General features: G+C 58.7%; 13 protein-coding genes. 7 read left to right on the top strand and 6 right to left on the bottom strand.

What is annotated here, in order from left to right; all coding sequences use genetic code 11:
* Positions 1-112 precede the first annotated feature (112 nt).
* Complete coding sequence (locus HDF12_RS13485; protein WP_179584164.1) at positions 113-607, bottom strand: AI-2E family transporter; 495 nt, start codon at positions 605-607, stop codon at positions 113-115.
* Positions 608-697: 90 nt separating this feature from the next.
* Here HDF12_RS13485 and HDF12_RS13490 point away from each other — a divergent pair, with 90 nt between their 5' ends.
* The 3 genes from HDF12_RS13490 (at position 698) to HDF12_RS13500 (ending at position 4,046) form a co-directional block, all read left to right on the top strand.
* The gene (locus HDF12_RS13490; RefSeq protein ID WP_257025659.1) at positions 698-2,080 is read left to right on the top strand and encodes an alpha-amylase domain-containing protein; all 1,383 of its coding nucleotides are present in this window, start codon (positions 698-700) and stop codon (positions 2,078-2,080) included.
* A gap of 435 nt (positions 2,081-2,515) precedes the next feature.
* Positions 2,516-3,214 (top strand): phosphoribosylformylglycinamidine synthase subunit PurQ, encoded by a 699-nt coding sequence (gene purQ / locus HDF12_RS13495; RefSeq protein WP_179584166.1) that lies wholly within the window; start codon positions 2,516-2,518, stop codon positions 3,212-3,214.
* Positions 3,215-3,254: 40 nt separating this feature from the next.
* Positions 3,255-4,046 carry a tyrosine-protein phosphatase gene (locus HDF12_RS13500; protein WP_179584168.1) on the top strand — a complete coding sequence of 264 codons (792 nt, stop codon included), beginning with the start codon at positions 3,255-3,257 and terminating at the stop codon, positions 4,044-4,046.
* Positions 4,047-4,247: 201 nt separating this feature from the next.
* On the opposite strand, the gene HDF12_RS13505 is transcribed toward HDF12_RS13500, so the two are convergent.
* Together HDF12_RS13505 and HDF12_RS13510 are read right to left on the bottom strand one after the other, a co-directional pair.
* Complete coding sequence (locus HDF12_RS13505; protein ID WP_179584170.1) at positions 4,248-4,976, bottom strand: SDR family NAD(P)-dependent oxidoreductase; 729 nt, start codon at positions 4,974-4,976, stop codon at positions 4,248-4,250.
* A gap of 24 nt (positions 4,977-5,000) precedes the next feature.
* Positions 5,001-5,570, bottom strand: a complete 570-nt coding sequence (locus HDF12_RS13510) for an Ig-like domain-containing protein (protein ID WP_179584172.1) — start codon at positions 5,568-5,570, stop codon at positions 5,001-5,003.
* A 302-nt stretch (positions 5,571-5,872) separates the two neighbouring features.
* Here HDF12_RS13510 and HDF12_RS13515 point away from each other — a divergent pair, with 302 nt between their 5' ends.
* The 4 genes from HDF12_RS13515 (at position 5,873) to HDF12_RS22925 (ending at position 9,307) form a co-directional block, all read left to right on the top strand.
* Positions 5,873-6,172 (top strand): co-chaperone GroES, encoded by a 300-nt coding sequence (locus HDF12_RS13515; protein WP_020713919.1) that lies wholly within the window; start codon positions 5,873-5,875, stop codon positions 6,170-6,172.
* A 100-nt stretch (positions 6,173-6,272) separates the two neighbouring features.
* Entirely contained in the window at positions 6,273-7,946 is a 1,674-nt protein-coding gene (gene groL / locus HDF12_RS13520; protein WP_179584174.1) for a chaperonin GroEL, read from the top strand.
* Positions 7,915-8,175, top strand: a complete 261-nt coding sequence (locus HDF12_RS13525) for a hypothetical protein (RefSeq protein ID WP_179584176.1) — start codon at positions 7,915-7,917, stop codon at positions 8,173-8,175. The genes groL and HDF12_RS13525 overlap by 32 nt, the downstream gene beginning before the upstream one ends.
* Before the next feature lie 214 nt (positions 8,176-8,389).
* Complete coding sequence (locus HDF12_RS22925; protein WP_179584178.1) at positions 8,390-9,307, top strand: class I SAM-dependent methyltransferase; 918 nt, start codon at positions 8,390-8,392, stop codon at positions 9,305-9,307.
* A gap of 47 nt (positions 9,308-9,354) precedes the next feature.
* On the opposite strand, the gene HDF12_RS13535 is transcribed toward HDF12_RS22925, so the two are convergent.
* The 3 genes from HDF12_RS13535 to HDF12_RS13545 form a co-directional block, all read right to left on the bottom strand.
* Positions 9,355-11,334, bottom strand: coding sequence for a PAS domain-containing sensor histidine kinase (locus HDF12_RS13535; RefSeq protein WP_179584180.1), 1,980 nt, complete (start codon positions 11,332-11,334; stop codon positions 9,355-9,357).
* A 192-nt stretch (positions 11,335-11,526) separates the two neighbouring features.
* On the bottom strand, positions 11,527-12,489 hold the full coding sequence (locus HDF12_RS13540; protein WP_179584182.1) for a vWA domain-containing protein: 963 nt from the start codon (positions 12,487-12,489) through the stop codon (positions 11,527-11,529).
* 331 nt (positions 12,490-12,820) lie between these two features.
* Positions 12,821-15,229 (bottom strand): TonB-dependent receptor, encoded by a 2,409-nt coding sequence (locus tag HDF12_RS13545; protein ID WP_179584184.1) that lies wholly within the window; start codon positions 15,227-15,229, stop codon positions 12,821-12,823.
* Between the last annotated feature and the right edge of the window lie 63 nt (positions 15,230-15,292).

Consider the following 15,292-nt stretch of genomic DNA (forward strand, 5'->3'; position numbering starts at 1 on the left):
GAATCCAAACTTCCGACCAACGGGAGGACGAGCGCCCTTCACTTCACCAAGACAAGGTACACAAGTCACGAAGTGACCGCTCCACGCGCAGTGGGCCCGTCCGGCAGGACATCTAGGCCCCAGGCAGAGCAGGCGGCGGGGGCGGAGCTTTACGAAACGCAAAGATTATCGCCAGCAGCGGCGGAGCCAGCAACACTCCCCAGAACGGGATAATGATGCCAAGCACAATCGGGCCTAGGAACGCGGCCCACCAAGGCACCTTGGTGGTGCGGTGTAGAACGTAAGGGCCAATGACGAGACCTTCAAGAATGACAATCAGACCGTAGAGGCCGAGAACAAGCCCGAGGCGCCACTCGTCATGGCCGCTGAACGCAACGGCCAGCACTGGCCCGATGAGCGCAATCATGCCGCCGAAGGTCGGGACGATCTGGAGGATGCCTCCAAGGATCGCCCAGAATGGCGCGAACGGAACGCGGATCAGTTCAAGCCCGATGAGCCACAGAACACCGACAATCAGGCCGTCGAGCGTAGCGGCACGCCACCAGTTGAGCAGCGCACCACCAGCAGTCTTGAGATGTGTCTTCGTATTGGTGTTTCGGATGTCCATGCCAACCAGACCGTCCTCACGCGCATCTGACATGCTGAAGCAGAACTATAAATCAAGCCACTTTCATTCGATGCGAACATTGCAGCTGCGATGGAGACGCTCGCTCGAACGGCACTGGAATGGAGCACGATCAAGATGGCTGTCATGATGCAGGCGTTTTACTGGGATGCACCGAAGCACGACAAAAAAGAGGGCGAGTGGTGGAACTTCGTCGCCGAAAAGGTCGAAGACCTTGGTAAAGCCGGCTTCGATGCGCTCTGGCTTCCTCCGGTTTCGAAGGCGTCCGATCACAGTTCCATGGGCTACGATCCCTACGACTACTTTGACCTAGGCGACTTCGACCAGAAGGGCGGCACCAAAACCTACTACGGCAACCGCGCAGAGTTGGAAGCCCTGATTGCGAAGGCACACGCCAACGGAATCTGCCTCTACGCGGACATGGTGCTCAACCACAACTCTGGCGCTGACGAAGAAGAGGTCAATCCACTCGACGGGCAGAAGCGCTGGACGAAGTTCAACCCCAAGAGCGGCAAGTTTCCTCGCGACTGGAACTGCTTTCATCCCAGCCGCTATGAGCAGGTCATGATGGAAGGCGAGAACTTCGCGGGATTCCCCCACCTCTGCCATCGCAACCCCGTCGTCTACACCGCGATGTTCGAGTACGCCCGCTTCCTCATCGAAGAGCTTGGATTCGACGGCTTCCGCTTCGACTTCGTAAAAGGGTTCGGCGCCTGGATCATCGGACTGCTGGCGAAGTACCGCTACGTAAAAGATGGCAACGAGTTCACACCTTACGTTGTTGGTGAGATGTGGTCGGGCGGCGAAGATATCGAACAGTGGCTGGACAAAGTAAACAAGTTGACGGACACGCAGATTGCCGCATTCGACTTTCCTCTTCGCTACAAGCTGAAGGACGTCTGCGACAAGCCAAGCTACGACCTGCGTAACCTGACCGACGGCGGCGCTGTGGTGATGAAACGGCCGATGCACGCCGCTACCTTCGTCGACAATCACGACATGGGCGACAACGCCATCATCAACGACAAGATGATGGCTTACTCGTTCATCATGGTGCATGAGGGGTATCCCAGTATCTTCTGGTACGACTACTACAACAACGGATTGGCGCGTCCACTGACTCCAAATGGAATCGACGCCCTGGTCATTGCGCATCACAAGTACGCAGGTGGCGATTCGGAGATCCTCCACGCCGATCCGGATCTCTACATCATGCAGCGAATAGGCTACAAGGACGACAAGGCCGATCAGCCGGGTTTGATCTACGTGCTGAACAATCTTGGCGACAAGTGGTCGGGGACATCGGTCAAGACGAAGTGGGCCAACCAGAAGTTCGCCCCGATCGCCTGGGACGGGCACGACACCGCCCACCCGGATGAACGGACCACGGATGCGGACGGCAGCTCTGAGTTCCCTGCTCCTCCGCGCGGCTTTGCCATCTACGCGCCGGTGTAAGAGGTGTCCTGCCGGACGGGCGCCCTGCGCGGGCAGCGGTCACTTCGTGACACGTGTACCGGTCGGGGCGCCAGGAATGCTCGGGTCCTCCCGTTGGTCGGCACCAGCTCCGGCCTGCGACCAACGGGAGCATCACGCGAAGCGGTATACAAGTCACGAAGTGACCGCCGCCCGCGCAGGGCGCCCGTCCGGCAGGACCCTTTACCCAAAATAAAGTTCCAAAACGTGGCGTATTTTTAGCGAGTAAAAAACATGGTGCTAAAACACCACGTCAGCCACGCAAATCACCACGTTCTCACCAGCAAAGAACCATCATTTTGCATGGTGGAAAACCACAAACCCCCTCTAAAATCGCACCCGCCACCACAACCAGATTTTTTTCCAGGTTTCCCACCCGTTTTCTAGCTCCCGAGACACGAATGCTATCCTTAAACCATGAAATTTGGCGTTCTGGTCTTTCCCGGGTCCAACTGCGACCATGACACCCACCATGTTGTGGACGCGATTGCACACCAGCCCGTAACCTACCTCTGGCACGCCTCAGAGGACCTCCAGGGTTGCGACGCGATCCTCGTCCCCGGCGGATTTGCCTACGGTGACTACCTCAGAACCGGCGCCATTGCACGTTTTGCTCCAGTAATGCAATCGGTGAAGAAGTTCGCTCAGGACGGCGGACTGGTGATGGGAATCTGCAACGGATTTCAGATTCTGTGCGAAGCAGGTCTCCTTCCCGGCGCGCTGATGCGTAACGCCAGCCAGCACTACATCTGCAAACAGACGTTCCTACGCACCGAAACAAACAATTCTCCCTTCACGCATGGACTGTCCCGCGGGCACGTGCTGCAGATGCCGATTGGGCATATGGAAGGCAACTACTTCTGCGATTCGGAGACGCTGCAAACACTGAAGAAGGAAGATCGCATTGCCTTTCGCTACGCAACTCGCGAGGGTGTGGTGACGGCTGCAGCAAATCCCAATGGATCGCTGGAAAATATCGCTGGCGTGCTCAGCGAAGGTCGAAATGTGCTCGGTCTGATGCCCCATCCAGATCGATCGAGCGAGACGCTGCTGGGATCCGCAGATGGTTTGCTGCTGTTTCAAGGAATGGCAGAGTCGTTGGCTTCGGCCCGGTAGGGCTGCGAATCGAATAACGCGGTGGTAACCTGATCACGCGATGATTGACATTCACCATCACCTTCTGTGGGGCATGGACGATGGTGCTTCGAGCCTTGAAACCTCGGTGGCCATGGCGAAGATGGCTGCGGACGATGGGATCACGCACATCGTGTGCTCCCCTCATTCGAATGGGCAGTACTTCTACGACCCTCCAATCATCGACGCGAAGATTGTCGAGTTGCAGGAACGGTTAGATCGCGACTCGGTCGGGGTGAAGTTGGGCCGGGGATGCGACTTTCACATGTCGTATGAAAATATCCAGGAAGCCAAATTAGACCCGAAGAAGTTCAGCATCAATGGGCTCGGTTATTTGCTGGTGGAGGTTCCCGACTATGGGCTGCCCCGTGGGCTTACGGAGATCTTCTATCAACTGCAGCTTACTGGGCTAACGCCGATTCTGACCCATCCGGAGAGGAATCCCACACTACAGAACGATCAGGATCGAATCGCAGAGTGGCTGCAGCGCGGCGTGCTGGTCCAGGTCACAGCTGCGTCTGTGCTGGGACGCATGGGCAAGCACGCTGAACGAATGGCACATGAGCTGCTCGAGAATCGCTGGGTAAATTTCTTAGCGACCGATGCGCACAATACGACCTCCCGCGCGCCGAAGATGCGGGAGGCGTTCGAACTGGTGGCGAAGAAGTATGGCCCGGACTATGCGCACCTGCTGTGCGTGTCTAACCCACTGGCCGTGTTTTTGGGAAAGCCTATGCCGCCACAGCTGGAAGCGCTGAATCTCTACGACGAGCTGCTGGAGAAGAGCTGGTGGCGGAAACTTCTGGGGCGGTAGATTCGCTTGGAAGATAGGCCCTGCCGGACGGGCCCACTGCGCGTGGGGCGGGCGTTCGCACGCCTTTTTAAAGCTTCGCGTGAGCCTCCCGTTGGTCGGAATAAGCGTCATTTGCGACCATCGGGAGCGCCTGGCGAAGCGGTACACGCGTCACGAAGTGACCGCCCCACGCGCAGTGGGCCCGTCCGGCAGGACATATTTTTACAGTCCGAGGCCGCCGTCGACGGCGATCAGCTGCCCGGTTATGAAGTGGGGCGCTGTGGCGAAGAAGACCGCTGCTGCGGCTACATCTTCGGCGGTGCCGTTGCGTTGCATGGGTGTTTTGCGGGCCAAATGTTCGTAAGCCTCATCGACCTCGCCCTGGACAATCATGCCAGGTGCGATGCAGTTGACGCTGATCTCAGGCGCCCAGGCCTTTGCCATGGTCTTGGACAGCATATGTAGCGCAGCCTTTGAGGTGCAGTAGTGGGCGTGAGTGGCCCAGGGATGCAGGCCTCCGAGCGAGCCGATGTTGAGGATGCGTCCTTTGACGGCGCGAAGATGCGGGTGCGCTGCCTTGGCCATAAGAAAAGGAGCGCGAGTGTTGGTCGTGAACATCGCGTCCCATTGGTCGACCGAGATGTCTTCGAGTGCTTCTGAAGCGAAGATGCCCGCGTTATTGACGAGAAGGTCTATGCGGCCCAGATCGTTGACGACTGCGGCAACGGTCTGCTCGATGTCTTCGGGATCGCGGAGGTCGCAGCGAATGGCTAAAGCGTCGACGTCGTGCGCGGCGAGTGCGTGCACTGTCTGCTCTGCTTCGGCCTGGGAGGCGAGGTAGGTGATGGCTACGTCAGCTCCGCGCTCGGCGAGGGCCAGGGCGATAGAACGGCCGATACGCTTGGCCGCCCCGGTTACAAGCACAGTCTTCCCTGTTAGCGGCCTGTCCATAAATTCCTTATTGCTACTTATCCGTTATTGCTGGGGTGTCGAGTTGGGAGCGGCAGGCTGCGGCGGAGTTGCGGGCGGAGCGCTGGGTGCAGGTTTGGCGGCGGGCGTAGTCGGCCTTACAGGCTCCTGGACACCGGGCTTCCTGGTTGCGGCTTTGCCATCATTGTTCTCGTAGGAAGAGACCTGCTCTCTGGGATGAATCATGGAGACGGAGATCTCTTTGTTCGGTTCGGTTACTTCATACTCTTCGGCAAAGGTTGCGAATCCCTGCGCGATGACCTGCACGCGAACAGTACTGCCCGTAGGAATGACGTCGATAGTGGCCTTGCCGTCGGGATCGGTCTTCACCTCGAGGTTGCCTTCGTCTTTACCGTCCATCGACGGGTTGAAGATAACAGCGGCGTTCATGATGGGCTTGCCGTTGAACTTCTTGACGACCGTAACCTCGATGTGGGAGGTGGCCGGGGGCGACTTGTACTTGCGGCCCCGTTTTACAGGGGCACTCTGATCCTGGGCCTTGACGGGAAGGCTGGATGCGAAAGCAAAGAGGAGAACGAGAAACGATAGCGACCAGACGGTGCGGCGTGACGACATGGCCTCATTCTACGACTTTTGAGGTTTGGTTGTTGGATTTGGTGTGCTGCCGCAACCCCAAATGCTTGCGCGAGTTTCACTCACATTTCACGCAGCCGAGTTGACAACTGCAGGCGGGCTGACTATCGTTAGCAATCGGAAGGCTTGAGTGCTAACGGTCCGCAAGTTTGATGTGAGCCGGGTCTTTTGGCCTATTCCACTCTTTTATTTGCAGCTAGGGCCGGCGGTCGATGGCTGAGGCTGCGCTCAACAACGCGGACGGTTCCCCGTTCGCCTAAAATTGCACCAAGGAGATGTAAGCAATGGCGACAACATCATTTACACCGCTGCATGACCGGATTCTGGTTCGGCGGATAGAAGAGGGCGAAAGCATTCGTGGCGGGATCATCATCCCGGATTCAGCAAAAGAGAAGCCACAGCAGGGCGAAGTAATCTCCGTCGGCAAGGGCAAGTCGAACGACGAAGGCAAGGTATTCCCGCTGGATGTGAAGGCCGGCGACAGCATTCTGTTTGGCAAGTACTCGGGCACCGAGATCAAGATCGACGGCGAAGAGCTTTTGATCATGCGTGAGGAAGAAGTACTCGGAATCCTCAAGAAGTAGCACTTCGTGCCGTATACCGCGGCTTCGCCGCATAATCGGCGCTTCGGGCGCCTCACACAAACACTTTCACCAGCATTCCGCTGGCAACAGGAGTAAGACAATGGCAAAACAGATTCTGCATGGAGAAGATTCACGTCAGGCTATCCTGCGTGGCGTCAATATTTTGGCCGACGCAGTGAAGGTAACGCTTGGACCGAAAGGTCGCAATGTCGTTATCGAGAAGAAGTTTGGCTCGCCGACGATCACCAAGGACGGCGTGACCGTTGCCAAGGAGATTGAGCTTTCGAATTCGCTCGAGAACATGGGCGCGCAGATGGTTCGCGAAGTGGCTTCGAAGACCTCAGATGTCGCCGGCGACGGTACAACCACTGCTACCGTTCTGGCCCAGGCGATCTATCGCGAGGGTGTGAAGACGGTTGCTGCCGGTGCAAATCCAATGGCTCTGAAGCGCGGTATCGATAAGGCGGTTGAGGCCATCATCGGCAAGCGCGATGAGAACGGTGTTTCCGTAGGCGGTGCTTTGTCGACGTTCTCTAAGCCGGTTTCGGGCGATATGATTGCCCAGGTTGGAACGATCTCGGCCAACTCGGATTCGCAGATCGGCACAATCATCGCGGAAGCGATGAAGAAGGTTGGCAAGGACGGCGTTATTACGGTTGAAGAGTCTCGCACGATGGAGACGCAGCTGGATGTCGTTGAGGGCATGCAGTTCGATCGCGGTTATCTTTCGCCTTACTTCGTGACCGATGCGGAGCGGATGGAAGTTGCCCTTGAGAATCCTTACATCCTTATTTACGAGAAGAAGATCTCGTCGATGAAGGACCTGCTTCCCTTGCTCGAGCAAATTGCCCGTACCGCAAAGCCCCTAGTCATCATTGCTGAGGATGTGGATGGTGAGGCGCTCGCGACTCTCGTGGTGAACAAGCTGCGTGGGACGCTAAATGTCGCTGCCGTGAAGGCTCCTGGCTTCGGCGATCGTCGCAAGGCGATGCTGCAGGATATCGCGATTCTGACTGGCGGTAAGGCGATCACGGAAGACCTCGGCATCAAGCTTGAGGGTGTGAAGATCGAGGACCTTGGCACTGCGAAGCGCGTGACGATCGACAAGGACAACACCACCATCGTCGATGGCGGCGGTAAGGACGGCGATGTCGAAGGACGCGTGAAGGAGATTCGCGCACAGATCGACAAGACCACCTCCGACTACGACCGTGAGAAGCTGCAGGAGCGTTTGGCCAAGCTGGTTGGCGGCGTTGCAGTGATCAAGGTGGGTGCGGCGACCGAGACCGAGATGAAGGAGAAGAAGGCTCGTGTTGAGGATGCGATGCATGCGACGCGTGCGGCTGTTGAGGAAGGGATTGTCCCGGGCGGCGGTGTGGCGTTTGTTCGCTGCACCTCTGCGGTTGAGGCAGTGATCAAGAGCCTCGAAGGCGATGAGAAGATCGGCGCCACGATCATTCGTCGCGCGATTGAAGAGCCTTTGCGCATGATCGTCTCGAACGCCGGCGAAGAGGGTGCGGTTGTGATCGGCAAGATCCATGAATCGAAGGAGGCGAACTACGGCTACAACGCCGCGACAGGCGCCTACGAGGACCTGGTGAAGGCTGGCGTTATCGATCCTACGAAGGTGACGCGTACTGCTCTGCAGAACGCGGCTTCGATCGCTGGGTTGATGCTGACCACCGAGGCGATGATCGCTGATATCCCGGAGAAGAAGGAAGCTGCGGGCGGCGGACATCAGCATGGCGGCGGCGGTATGGACGGCATGTACTAAGAAGTTGTTTCAAGAAAAAAAGTGGAGCCCCGGTGAGAGCCGGGGCCTTGCTGTTTTTGCTGGAGTTTTGAGGGGTGTTTTGGGAAAAGCAGCGTTTGATGGTGGTTTTTTGGTGGTGAAGCTGTGGTGTTTTGCGTGGTGGACGTGGTGTTTTGGATGGCTGTTTTTTGAAGCTGAAAAATGCGCCACCATAACTCAACTTTTCTGTGGAAATTTGATTTTTTCTTGAGGTCGCCGGTGGATCGTCTCGCGGCGCGTTATCGGTTTCCTTGGGTTTCGGGTACAAACGAAGATTTGACCTTTGAGTGACCAGGGTATGACAAGGCCGAAGCTGACTGGGTGATAGGTTCCTCTTGGGTCTCTGGATCCTGGGGGAAATGTATTGCTTTATGTCGACAAAGACGCCAGTTAGAGCACTGCTGCGAAGGAGATTGCCCCCTGACGTGTATGTGGCCCTTCGCAACGTGAAGAGGTCTCCTGTTCGCGCGTTTCAGTGGGCGATGGATCGGTGCGGTTTTGTGGTGGCGAGGAAGAGCGACTACTATTCACCGCTGCCTTCGCGGTGGAGATTGCAGACAACGCGGGAACGGTGGGACAGGCCTAGTGCCATGCGCGGGATTGAGTACGATCTGGCGGGGATGAAGGGTACGCTGGCCGACCTGCTTGCTCTGTATCAGGAGGAGTTTCTTGAGCTGACACCCTATGAGGAGGTGTTGCAGCGCGGATTTGGTCACGGCTATCCACGAGTGGATGCGATGGTTTTGTATGCGATGTTGCGTTGGAAGAGACCTAAGCGGTATGTCGAGGTTGGGTCTGGTTTATCGACCTACTACGCAAGTCTCGCGGCGGAGCGAAATGAGCGTGAAGGCAGTCCGATGAGGATTACATGTGTTGAACCCTATCCGTTTGAAGCTTTGTGGGCGATACCGGAGATCCGAGTGCTGCAACAGGAGGTACAGGATGTGGGAGTTGAGCTGTTCACGTCGCTGGGCAGGAATGACGTGCTGTTTATCGACTCAAGCCACATCGTGCGGCTGGATGGAGATGTGCCGTTCTTGTTTCTGGAGGTGCTGCCTGCGATGGCTCCTGGAGCCGTGATTCACGTTCACGACATTCCTTTTCCTTACCACGGACCACATCCGGCGGAGTATTGGATCTATGAGTGTGTGTGGCCGATGTGGTGGAACGAGTCGATGCTGCTGCATGCGCTTCTGTGTGGAAGCAGTCAGTTTGCGGTGACGCTGTCGGCTCCGCTGATTCGCCATTATGACGAGGGGTTTCTGCGCAGGGTGGTGTCGGACTATCGGGGGGTGGACACGGAGCCGAATACGTTTTCGTCGATATGGATTGAGCGGGTTTGAACTACGGACCGAATGTGTGACACCGGCAAGCCCGGGCATGATCGGCCCTAGTCTTGGTAGGCAGTGACCTTCGGCAGAAAGATACGGATCGTCGTGCCGTGGTTCTCCGGGGCATCGCTGCTTTCGATCTCGATCTGACCACCGTGACCTTCGACAAACTGCTTAGCCACAAACAATCCAATGCCGGTACCCACGGTGCTGCGAGTGGTGAAGAAGGCGTCGAACACCCTGGGCAGATGCTCGGGTGCGATCCCCAAGCCATCATCCTGGACGGTCAGGATAATCCCATCCGTGGAACGCTTCGCGTCCTCGACGGAGACGGAGAGAACGCCGCCTGCCGGCATAGCGTAGATCGAGTTGGCGATCAGGTTCGAGATCACCTGCATCATTTCGCCGCGGCGCAACACAATTTTGGCCGACGAATCGAGCGCGGTCCTGATCTCAATGCCGGAAGCTTTACATCGTGGCTCGTAGATCGTAATCGCGTGGAGGGCAATCTCTTTGAGCGAGGCATTGCTGGCCGAAGCGTGTTCCCGGTAGTAGCCTAACGTCTGCTTGGCGATGTGGGCGACGCGGCCTAGCTCATCTTCCGCAGAGCTGAGGTAGTTGATGCCCGAGGGGTCGGTGATCATGGGGCGGAGAAGGTAGAGCAGATTCATCACCGATTCAAGGGGATTATTAATCTCGTGGGCGATCGTCGCGGCCATGCGGCCTGTCGCAGCGATTTTCTCTGCCTGCAATAGGGACTCTTCGATGCGTTTGCGTCCTGAGATATCGCGGAGAATCTTGGAGGCCCCAATGACTCGTCCGTGCTCGTCCCTGATGGGAGACACCGTAAGCGAGACCTCGACCAGTCGACCGCCCTTGGTAAGGCGCACAGTCTCGAAGTGTTCGACCCGCTTTCCGGAGCGAATGCTTGCGATGATGGTCTTTTCGTCGGAGTGGAGGTGCTCCGGAATGAGCCTGAGAATCGACGAGCCGACTATCTCGTCTGCCGAGTAGCCGAAGACGCGGGTGGCCGCCGCGTTCCAGCTGGTGATGATGCCATTGAGATCTTTGCTCACGATGACGTCGTCGGAGGATTCAACGATGGCCGCGAGTTCAGAAAGGCGCTTGGAACTATTCCGTACCGCTTCCTGGCCGCTTCTGACTTCCGTGATGTCCCGAACAGTGCCGAGGATCTGTCCGGCAGAACCATGCATCTTTGGCTGAAGTTGCCCACAGACCTCGATCCAACGCAGAGTCTTATCGGGACGATAGATCATTCCTTCGAACTGGAACGGTGTGCCATTTTGCAGGGTTGATTCGGTAGCCTCTCGAAAGGATTGGCGGAAGTCGGGATGCACGACCTCGTTGATGAACGCGGAGCCGTTGATGGGGCCTTCTTCGCGCGTCCGCCCGAAGATCTCGTACATCTGGTCATTTTCCCAGATTCCACGATCTTCAAGGGTGTCCCACATGAACACTCCAAGCTTCGCAACCTCTGTTGCCAGCTTCAGCTTTGTCTCGCTTTCGCGAAGTTTGCGAGCTCCCATCACGATGTCGGTCGTGTTGCGGTAAGCATCGTAGATGCCTACGATCCTGGCGTTTTCATAGACCGGGATGAGTGAATAGCTCCAATAATGGTCCTCCAGAACTCCATCCAGGAAGATCGGGATGAACATGTTGTCTCGTACCGCTGTCAGGCCCTGGTAGAGACAGGCATTCAGATCGGCACTGACCAGATCCCAGGCCTCCGGGAAGACATCGCGGTATAGACCGCCGAGCGCGCTGGGGTGCTTTCCCATCAGGGTGGGGATGGCCGCATCGTTGTACAGAAACACCATCTCCGGCCCCCAGGAGAGGATGGTTGGAAATGGCGAATGCAACATGAGATTTACGGTGGTGACGAGGGTCTCGGACCAGTCTTCGATGGGCCCCAGGGGTGTCGAGCTCCATTCGTGGGCTCGAATGCGATCGGCCATCTCGCTGTTTCCGGTAATCAGGGTCTTCGCTCGTGCTGTCGGAGCGGGTGCACTTACAGTCATTGGATCACCGGCTCGAACATTATGCGTTCCAGTATCCACTAATGACTACCTTTCGTATTCGCTCAATTTCAGAAGATTAGTATAGTCATCTACCCGACGCATAATCACGTAAGAATATAAGCGGCCCAACCCCCGCGTTCAGCTTCCGGGGTTGAGCCACTGTTGTGTGTCTGTTGAGTATTCGCTCGGGGATTAGTTGGAGACGACGGTCCCGGGACGGACCTGAGAGGGAGCGCGGAGTTTGGTCCTGGGCAGATCCGTCGAGGTTCTGAGGCTGACGAGTTTTTTGTTCGCGTCTACGGGAAAGGTGGCGATGTAGGTTCGAGCGATGGCCTCCTGGAACTGCTGGAGGTAGGGGGCCATGGAGACGGGGTTTTGGCCGGTGCTTTGGTAGAGGGAGAGGCCGCCTGTTCCCTCGGCCAGTTGAGAGAGATAGTTCTGGCCGCTGAAGCTGCCGCGGCCACGAGCGAAGCCGGCGTCGCTGAAGTAGATGGAGTAGACGGGGACGCCAGCGCGCTGGGCATCGGTGACGGAGGCGTCGACGTAGGGGCTGTTTTGGTTGAGCGGGCTGGTGCTGCCGTTGTAGGGGTCTACGCCGTTGGTGATCATGAGGACGAAGCGGGGCTTGTGAACGGGGCCTTCTCTGCGCTGGACGGGGTTGATCTGATTCTCAGCCTGACCGGGCCAGTTCTTGACGAACTCGGAGAGGCAGAAGTAGGGGCTGGCGCTGGAGCCGGGGATGCCGCTGGGGATGTGGAGGCCTTGGGCTGCGGCGGCGAGGTTGGAGGTAAAGCCTGCGGAGCCGGAGCCGGGGCGGACCGTGCCGTTCTGCATGTAGCCGACGAAGACTTCAGTGCCTGCGGGAAGGCCGGTGATGAAGGCGCGGAGGTTGTTCAGTTCACGGCCGACGCTGGTGCGTAAGCCGTCGTCGATGAGAAGAGCGACCTGGGCTCCGCCGGGCGGTATGGGGGCGAGATTGGCGAGTGGGGTGGCGTGGTTGTCGATTTTGATGGTGAGATCTTTTGCGGTGGGGCTGACGGGGGTCTTGGAATCGAAGGCGATGAGGGCCTGCGTGGAGGCGGGGCCTTCCTGAGCGTAGGCTGCGGTCGTCGTAGTTGCTGCGAGGAGAGTAAGTGCAAGAAGATATCGGTTCATTTTTGTTCCCTTCAATTGTTTAGACGGTGCAGAGAGGCTCTGCGATGCGGGGAGGGCAAGAACATACAAGATAGAAACACGAGAGAGACATGTTCGTTGCGTTTTCCGGTGCGGGGTCCTGCCGGACGGGCGCCCTGCGCGGGCAGCGGTCACTTCGTGACTTGTGTACCTTTTCTGGGTGAGTGAAGGGCGCTGGGCCTCCCGTTGGTCGGCGATGATGGTTCCGGCCAGCGGGAGGAGCTATGTTGATGACTTGCCGAGACCGGTATACGCGTCACGAAGTAACCGCCCTCCGCGCAGGAGGCCCGTCCGGCAGGACCTATCTTTCGCTTTAGTTGCCGCCGATGCGGATCTTCATTCCGGCGCGGATGGTGAAGGGCAGGCCGGGGTAGCCGATGGGGCCGATGTGCTGCTGGCCGAGAAGATTGTCGAGCTGGGTGAAGACGGTGATGTGGCGGGTGGCGTTGAAGAGGACGTTGAGATCGAGCTTGGCGTAGCCGAAGTCGAGGTCCTGGTTGGGGAGCAGGAGCGTGTTGCCGCCGTTGCGGTCGTTGTGGAGCTGGAAGGTGGAGTCATCGCTGCGGGAGGCGAGAGCACCTTTGATGGCGGCGGAGAATCTGCTGGCAGAGTATTGAACGGCGAAGAAGCCGGTGCTGGGCGGGCGATTGAAGGGGCGATTGCCGACGATGGGTGAAAGCGCTCCGATGGGGATGCCGGGAAGTTCGGGGTTGAAGGCGGGAGCGACGTTGTCGGAGGTGAAGGACTGCTCGACGAGTGAGGCGAGGTAGGTGTAGCCGCCCCGGAGGAAGAGATGCGTGAGGGGCTGGTATTGAAGCTCGAGTTCGAGACCCTGGGTGCGGTAGGCGAGAGAGTTCAGCGAGGCGTCGGGGACTTGCAGGGCTATGTTGGCGGGGATGGCGAAGTACTGCTCGAGGCCGTTGGGCGCGAGGTGCTCGAGCTGGTGGCTGAACTGGTCGTGGAAGTAGCCGGCTTTGAGGATGAGCTTCTGGTTGAGGATGTTCTGGTCGACGCCGAGGTCGAAGGTGCGGGAGCGTTCGGCGGCGACTGGGCGGATGTTGTAGGTGACGATTGCGGATTGATTGCCGGTCTCGTCGAGGAGGGTATCGAGGCTGGTGAACTGGTTTTCGAGGGTTGGCTCCTGCACGCCGGTGGCGGCGCTGGCGCGGAGGCTGGTGCCGTGAAAGGCGCGATGGCCTGGGCGGACGGGCACGTAGGTGAGGCCGATGCGCGGTGTTCCTGCGGTGCCGTAGAGGTGGTTGCGCTCGATGGTCGCGCCGAGGGAGTAGAAGAGGCGGTGGCGGATGTCGCCCTGAACCTGGAGCGTGTATTGGAAGTTGGTGCGCTGGGCCTGTTGGTTGAAGCCGGTGGTGGGATTGTAGAGGCGGCCGCGCTCGTCTTCGTAGTGGAAGCTGAAGAGGGCGGCGATGCGGTAGGGGAAGGTGTAGTCGGTCTGGTAGTAGAGTTCGTCGCGGTTGTGGACGTTGTCGAGGGTGGGTGAGAGGAAGGCGGCTTGTCCGATGGCGGTGTAGCCGTTGGCTCCGCGGAGGGTGACGATGTTGCCGTATTGGATGGCGTCGTTGGGGAGTTGATCGAACTGCTGCTCTTGTTCGCGATGGCGGCTGATGCCGTAGCGGGCGAGGTTGTGCCAGTTCCCTGCCAAGGTGTTTTCGATGGTGAGGCCGGAGACGAGATTCTGATCGGCTTGCTTGCCGGAGGCGGAGAAGCCGTAGATGTCGTGCGCTTGCGGCAGGCCTACGGCGGAGTCGGCATTGCGGAGGGTGAAGCGGGCGGTGGTGTTCGAGAAGATGCTGTAGCCGATGTTGGCGGTGCTGGTGGTGAGGTGGTACTCGTCGCGTGGGAGTGCGTTGGAGGTGTTGAAGCGGCTGAAGGCGGCTTGGTAGTCGAGCCTTTTGAAGGTGCCGGAGAGGATGGCTTCGTTGCGGTAGGTGTGGAAGTTTCCTGCGTCGCCGGTGTAGTCGAGAGTGGGACGGAGGAAGTTGCTGCGAGTGGTGGCGAGGCGGACGACGGAGGCTTCGGCACCGGTGCCATAGAGGGCGCTGTTGGCTCCGCGATAGATCTCGGGGCCGGCGAGGGTGGTGGTGGCGATGGTGCTGAAGTCGAAGTCGCCGCCGATGTTGGCTGCGGGGACGCCGTCGATGAGGATCTTGTTGGCGTCGGGACTGCCGCCGCGGACGTAGAGGCCGATGGGGCCGCCCGCCTGGCCGGTCTGGATCGCGTTGGTGCCGGGGTCCTGGCGGAGGTCGTTGAGTATGTTGATCTGGGTCTCGAGGTCTTGCTTCGGGATGAGCGTGATGGCGGCGGGGATCTGTTGGATTGGCGTGGGGATGCCGGTGGCGGTGACGGCGAGTTGTGGGGTGACGGTGGAGTATTCGAGGACGACGTTGCGGGTGATGATTGCGGTGCGGCCGCCGTAGAAGGCGTCGCCGATGCTGGGAGTGAAGGGCGAGGCGGAGGTGAGAAGGACGAAGCGGCCGGGGAGTCCGCTGCGGATTTCGTAGGTGCCGTCCATGAGGGTGAAGGTGAAGGCGGCGACGCTGCGGCCCTGGATGAGCTGGATGCGGGCGTTGCCGAGGGGGACCCCGAGGGGCGTGGTTACGGTGCCTCGAACGATGACGGCTCTGGCAAGCGGGACGGTGAAGAGAGCGGCGGCGAGGGCGAGAAGGAGGCTGATCGCGCTACGGGGCGCCGTAAGGAACATAGGTTGATTGTAAGTGGGCGAGGTCCTGCCGGACGGGCCCGCTGCGCGTGGCGCGGTCACTTC

This window comes from Tunturiibacter gelidiferens, assembly GCF_013410115.1.
Lineage (GTDB): Bacteria > Acidobacteriota > Terriglobia > Terriglobales > Acidobacteriaceae > Edaphobacter > Edaphobacter gelidiferens.

Coding starts and splice junctions, on each gene's coding strand:
- HDF12_RS13515 (WP_020713919.1), top strand. CDS start 5,873: ATGGCGACAACATCATTTACACCGCTGCATGACCGGATTCTGGTTCGG.
- purQ (WP_179584166.1), top strand. CDS start 2,516: ATGAAATTTGGCGTTCTGGTCTTTCCCGGGTCCAACTGCGACCATGAC.
- groL (WP_179584174.1), top strand. CDS start 6,273: ATGGCAAAACAGATTCTGCATGGAGAAGATTCACGTCAGGCTATCCTG.
- HDF12_RS13545 (WP_179584184.1), bottom strand. CDS start 15,229: ATGTTCCTTACGGCGCCCCGTAGCGCGATCAGCCTCCTTCTCGCCCTC.
- HDF12_RS13540 (WP_179584182.1), bottom strand. CDS start 12,489: ATGAACCGATATCTTCTTGCACTTACTCTCCTCGCAGCAACTACGACG.
- HDF12_RS13490 (WP_257025659.1), top strand. CDS start 698: ATGGAGACGCTCGCTCGAACGGCACTGGAATGGAGCACGATCAAGATG.
- HDF12_RS13500 (WP_179584168.1), top strand. CDS start 3,255: ATGATTGACATTCACCATCACCTTCTGTGGGGCATGGACGATGGTGCT.
- HDF12_RS13535 (WP_179584180.1), bottom strand. CDS start 11,334: ATGACTGTAAGTGCACCCGCTCCGACAGCACGAGCGAAGACCCTGATT.
- HDF12_RS13505 (WP_179584170.1), bottom strand. CDS start 4,976: ATGGACAGGCCGCTAACAGGGAAGACTGTGCTTGTAACCGGGGCGGCC.
- HDF12_RS13485 (WP_179584164.1), bottom strand. CDS start 607: ATGGACATCCGAAACACCAATACGAAGACACATCTCAAGACTGCTGGT.
- HDF12_RS13525 (WP_179584176.1), top strand. CDS start 7,915: ATGGCGGCGGCGGTATGGACGGCATGTACTAAGAAGTTGTTTCAAGAA.
- HDF12_RS13510 (WP_179584172.1), bottom strand. CDS start 5,570: ATGTCGTCACGCCGCACCGTCTGGTCGCTATCGTTTCTCGTTCTCCTC.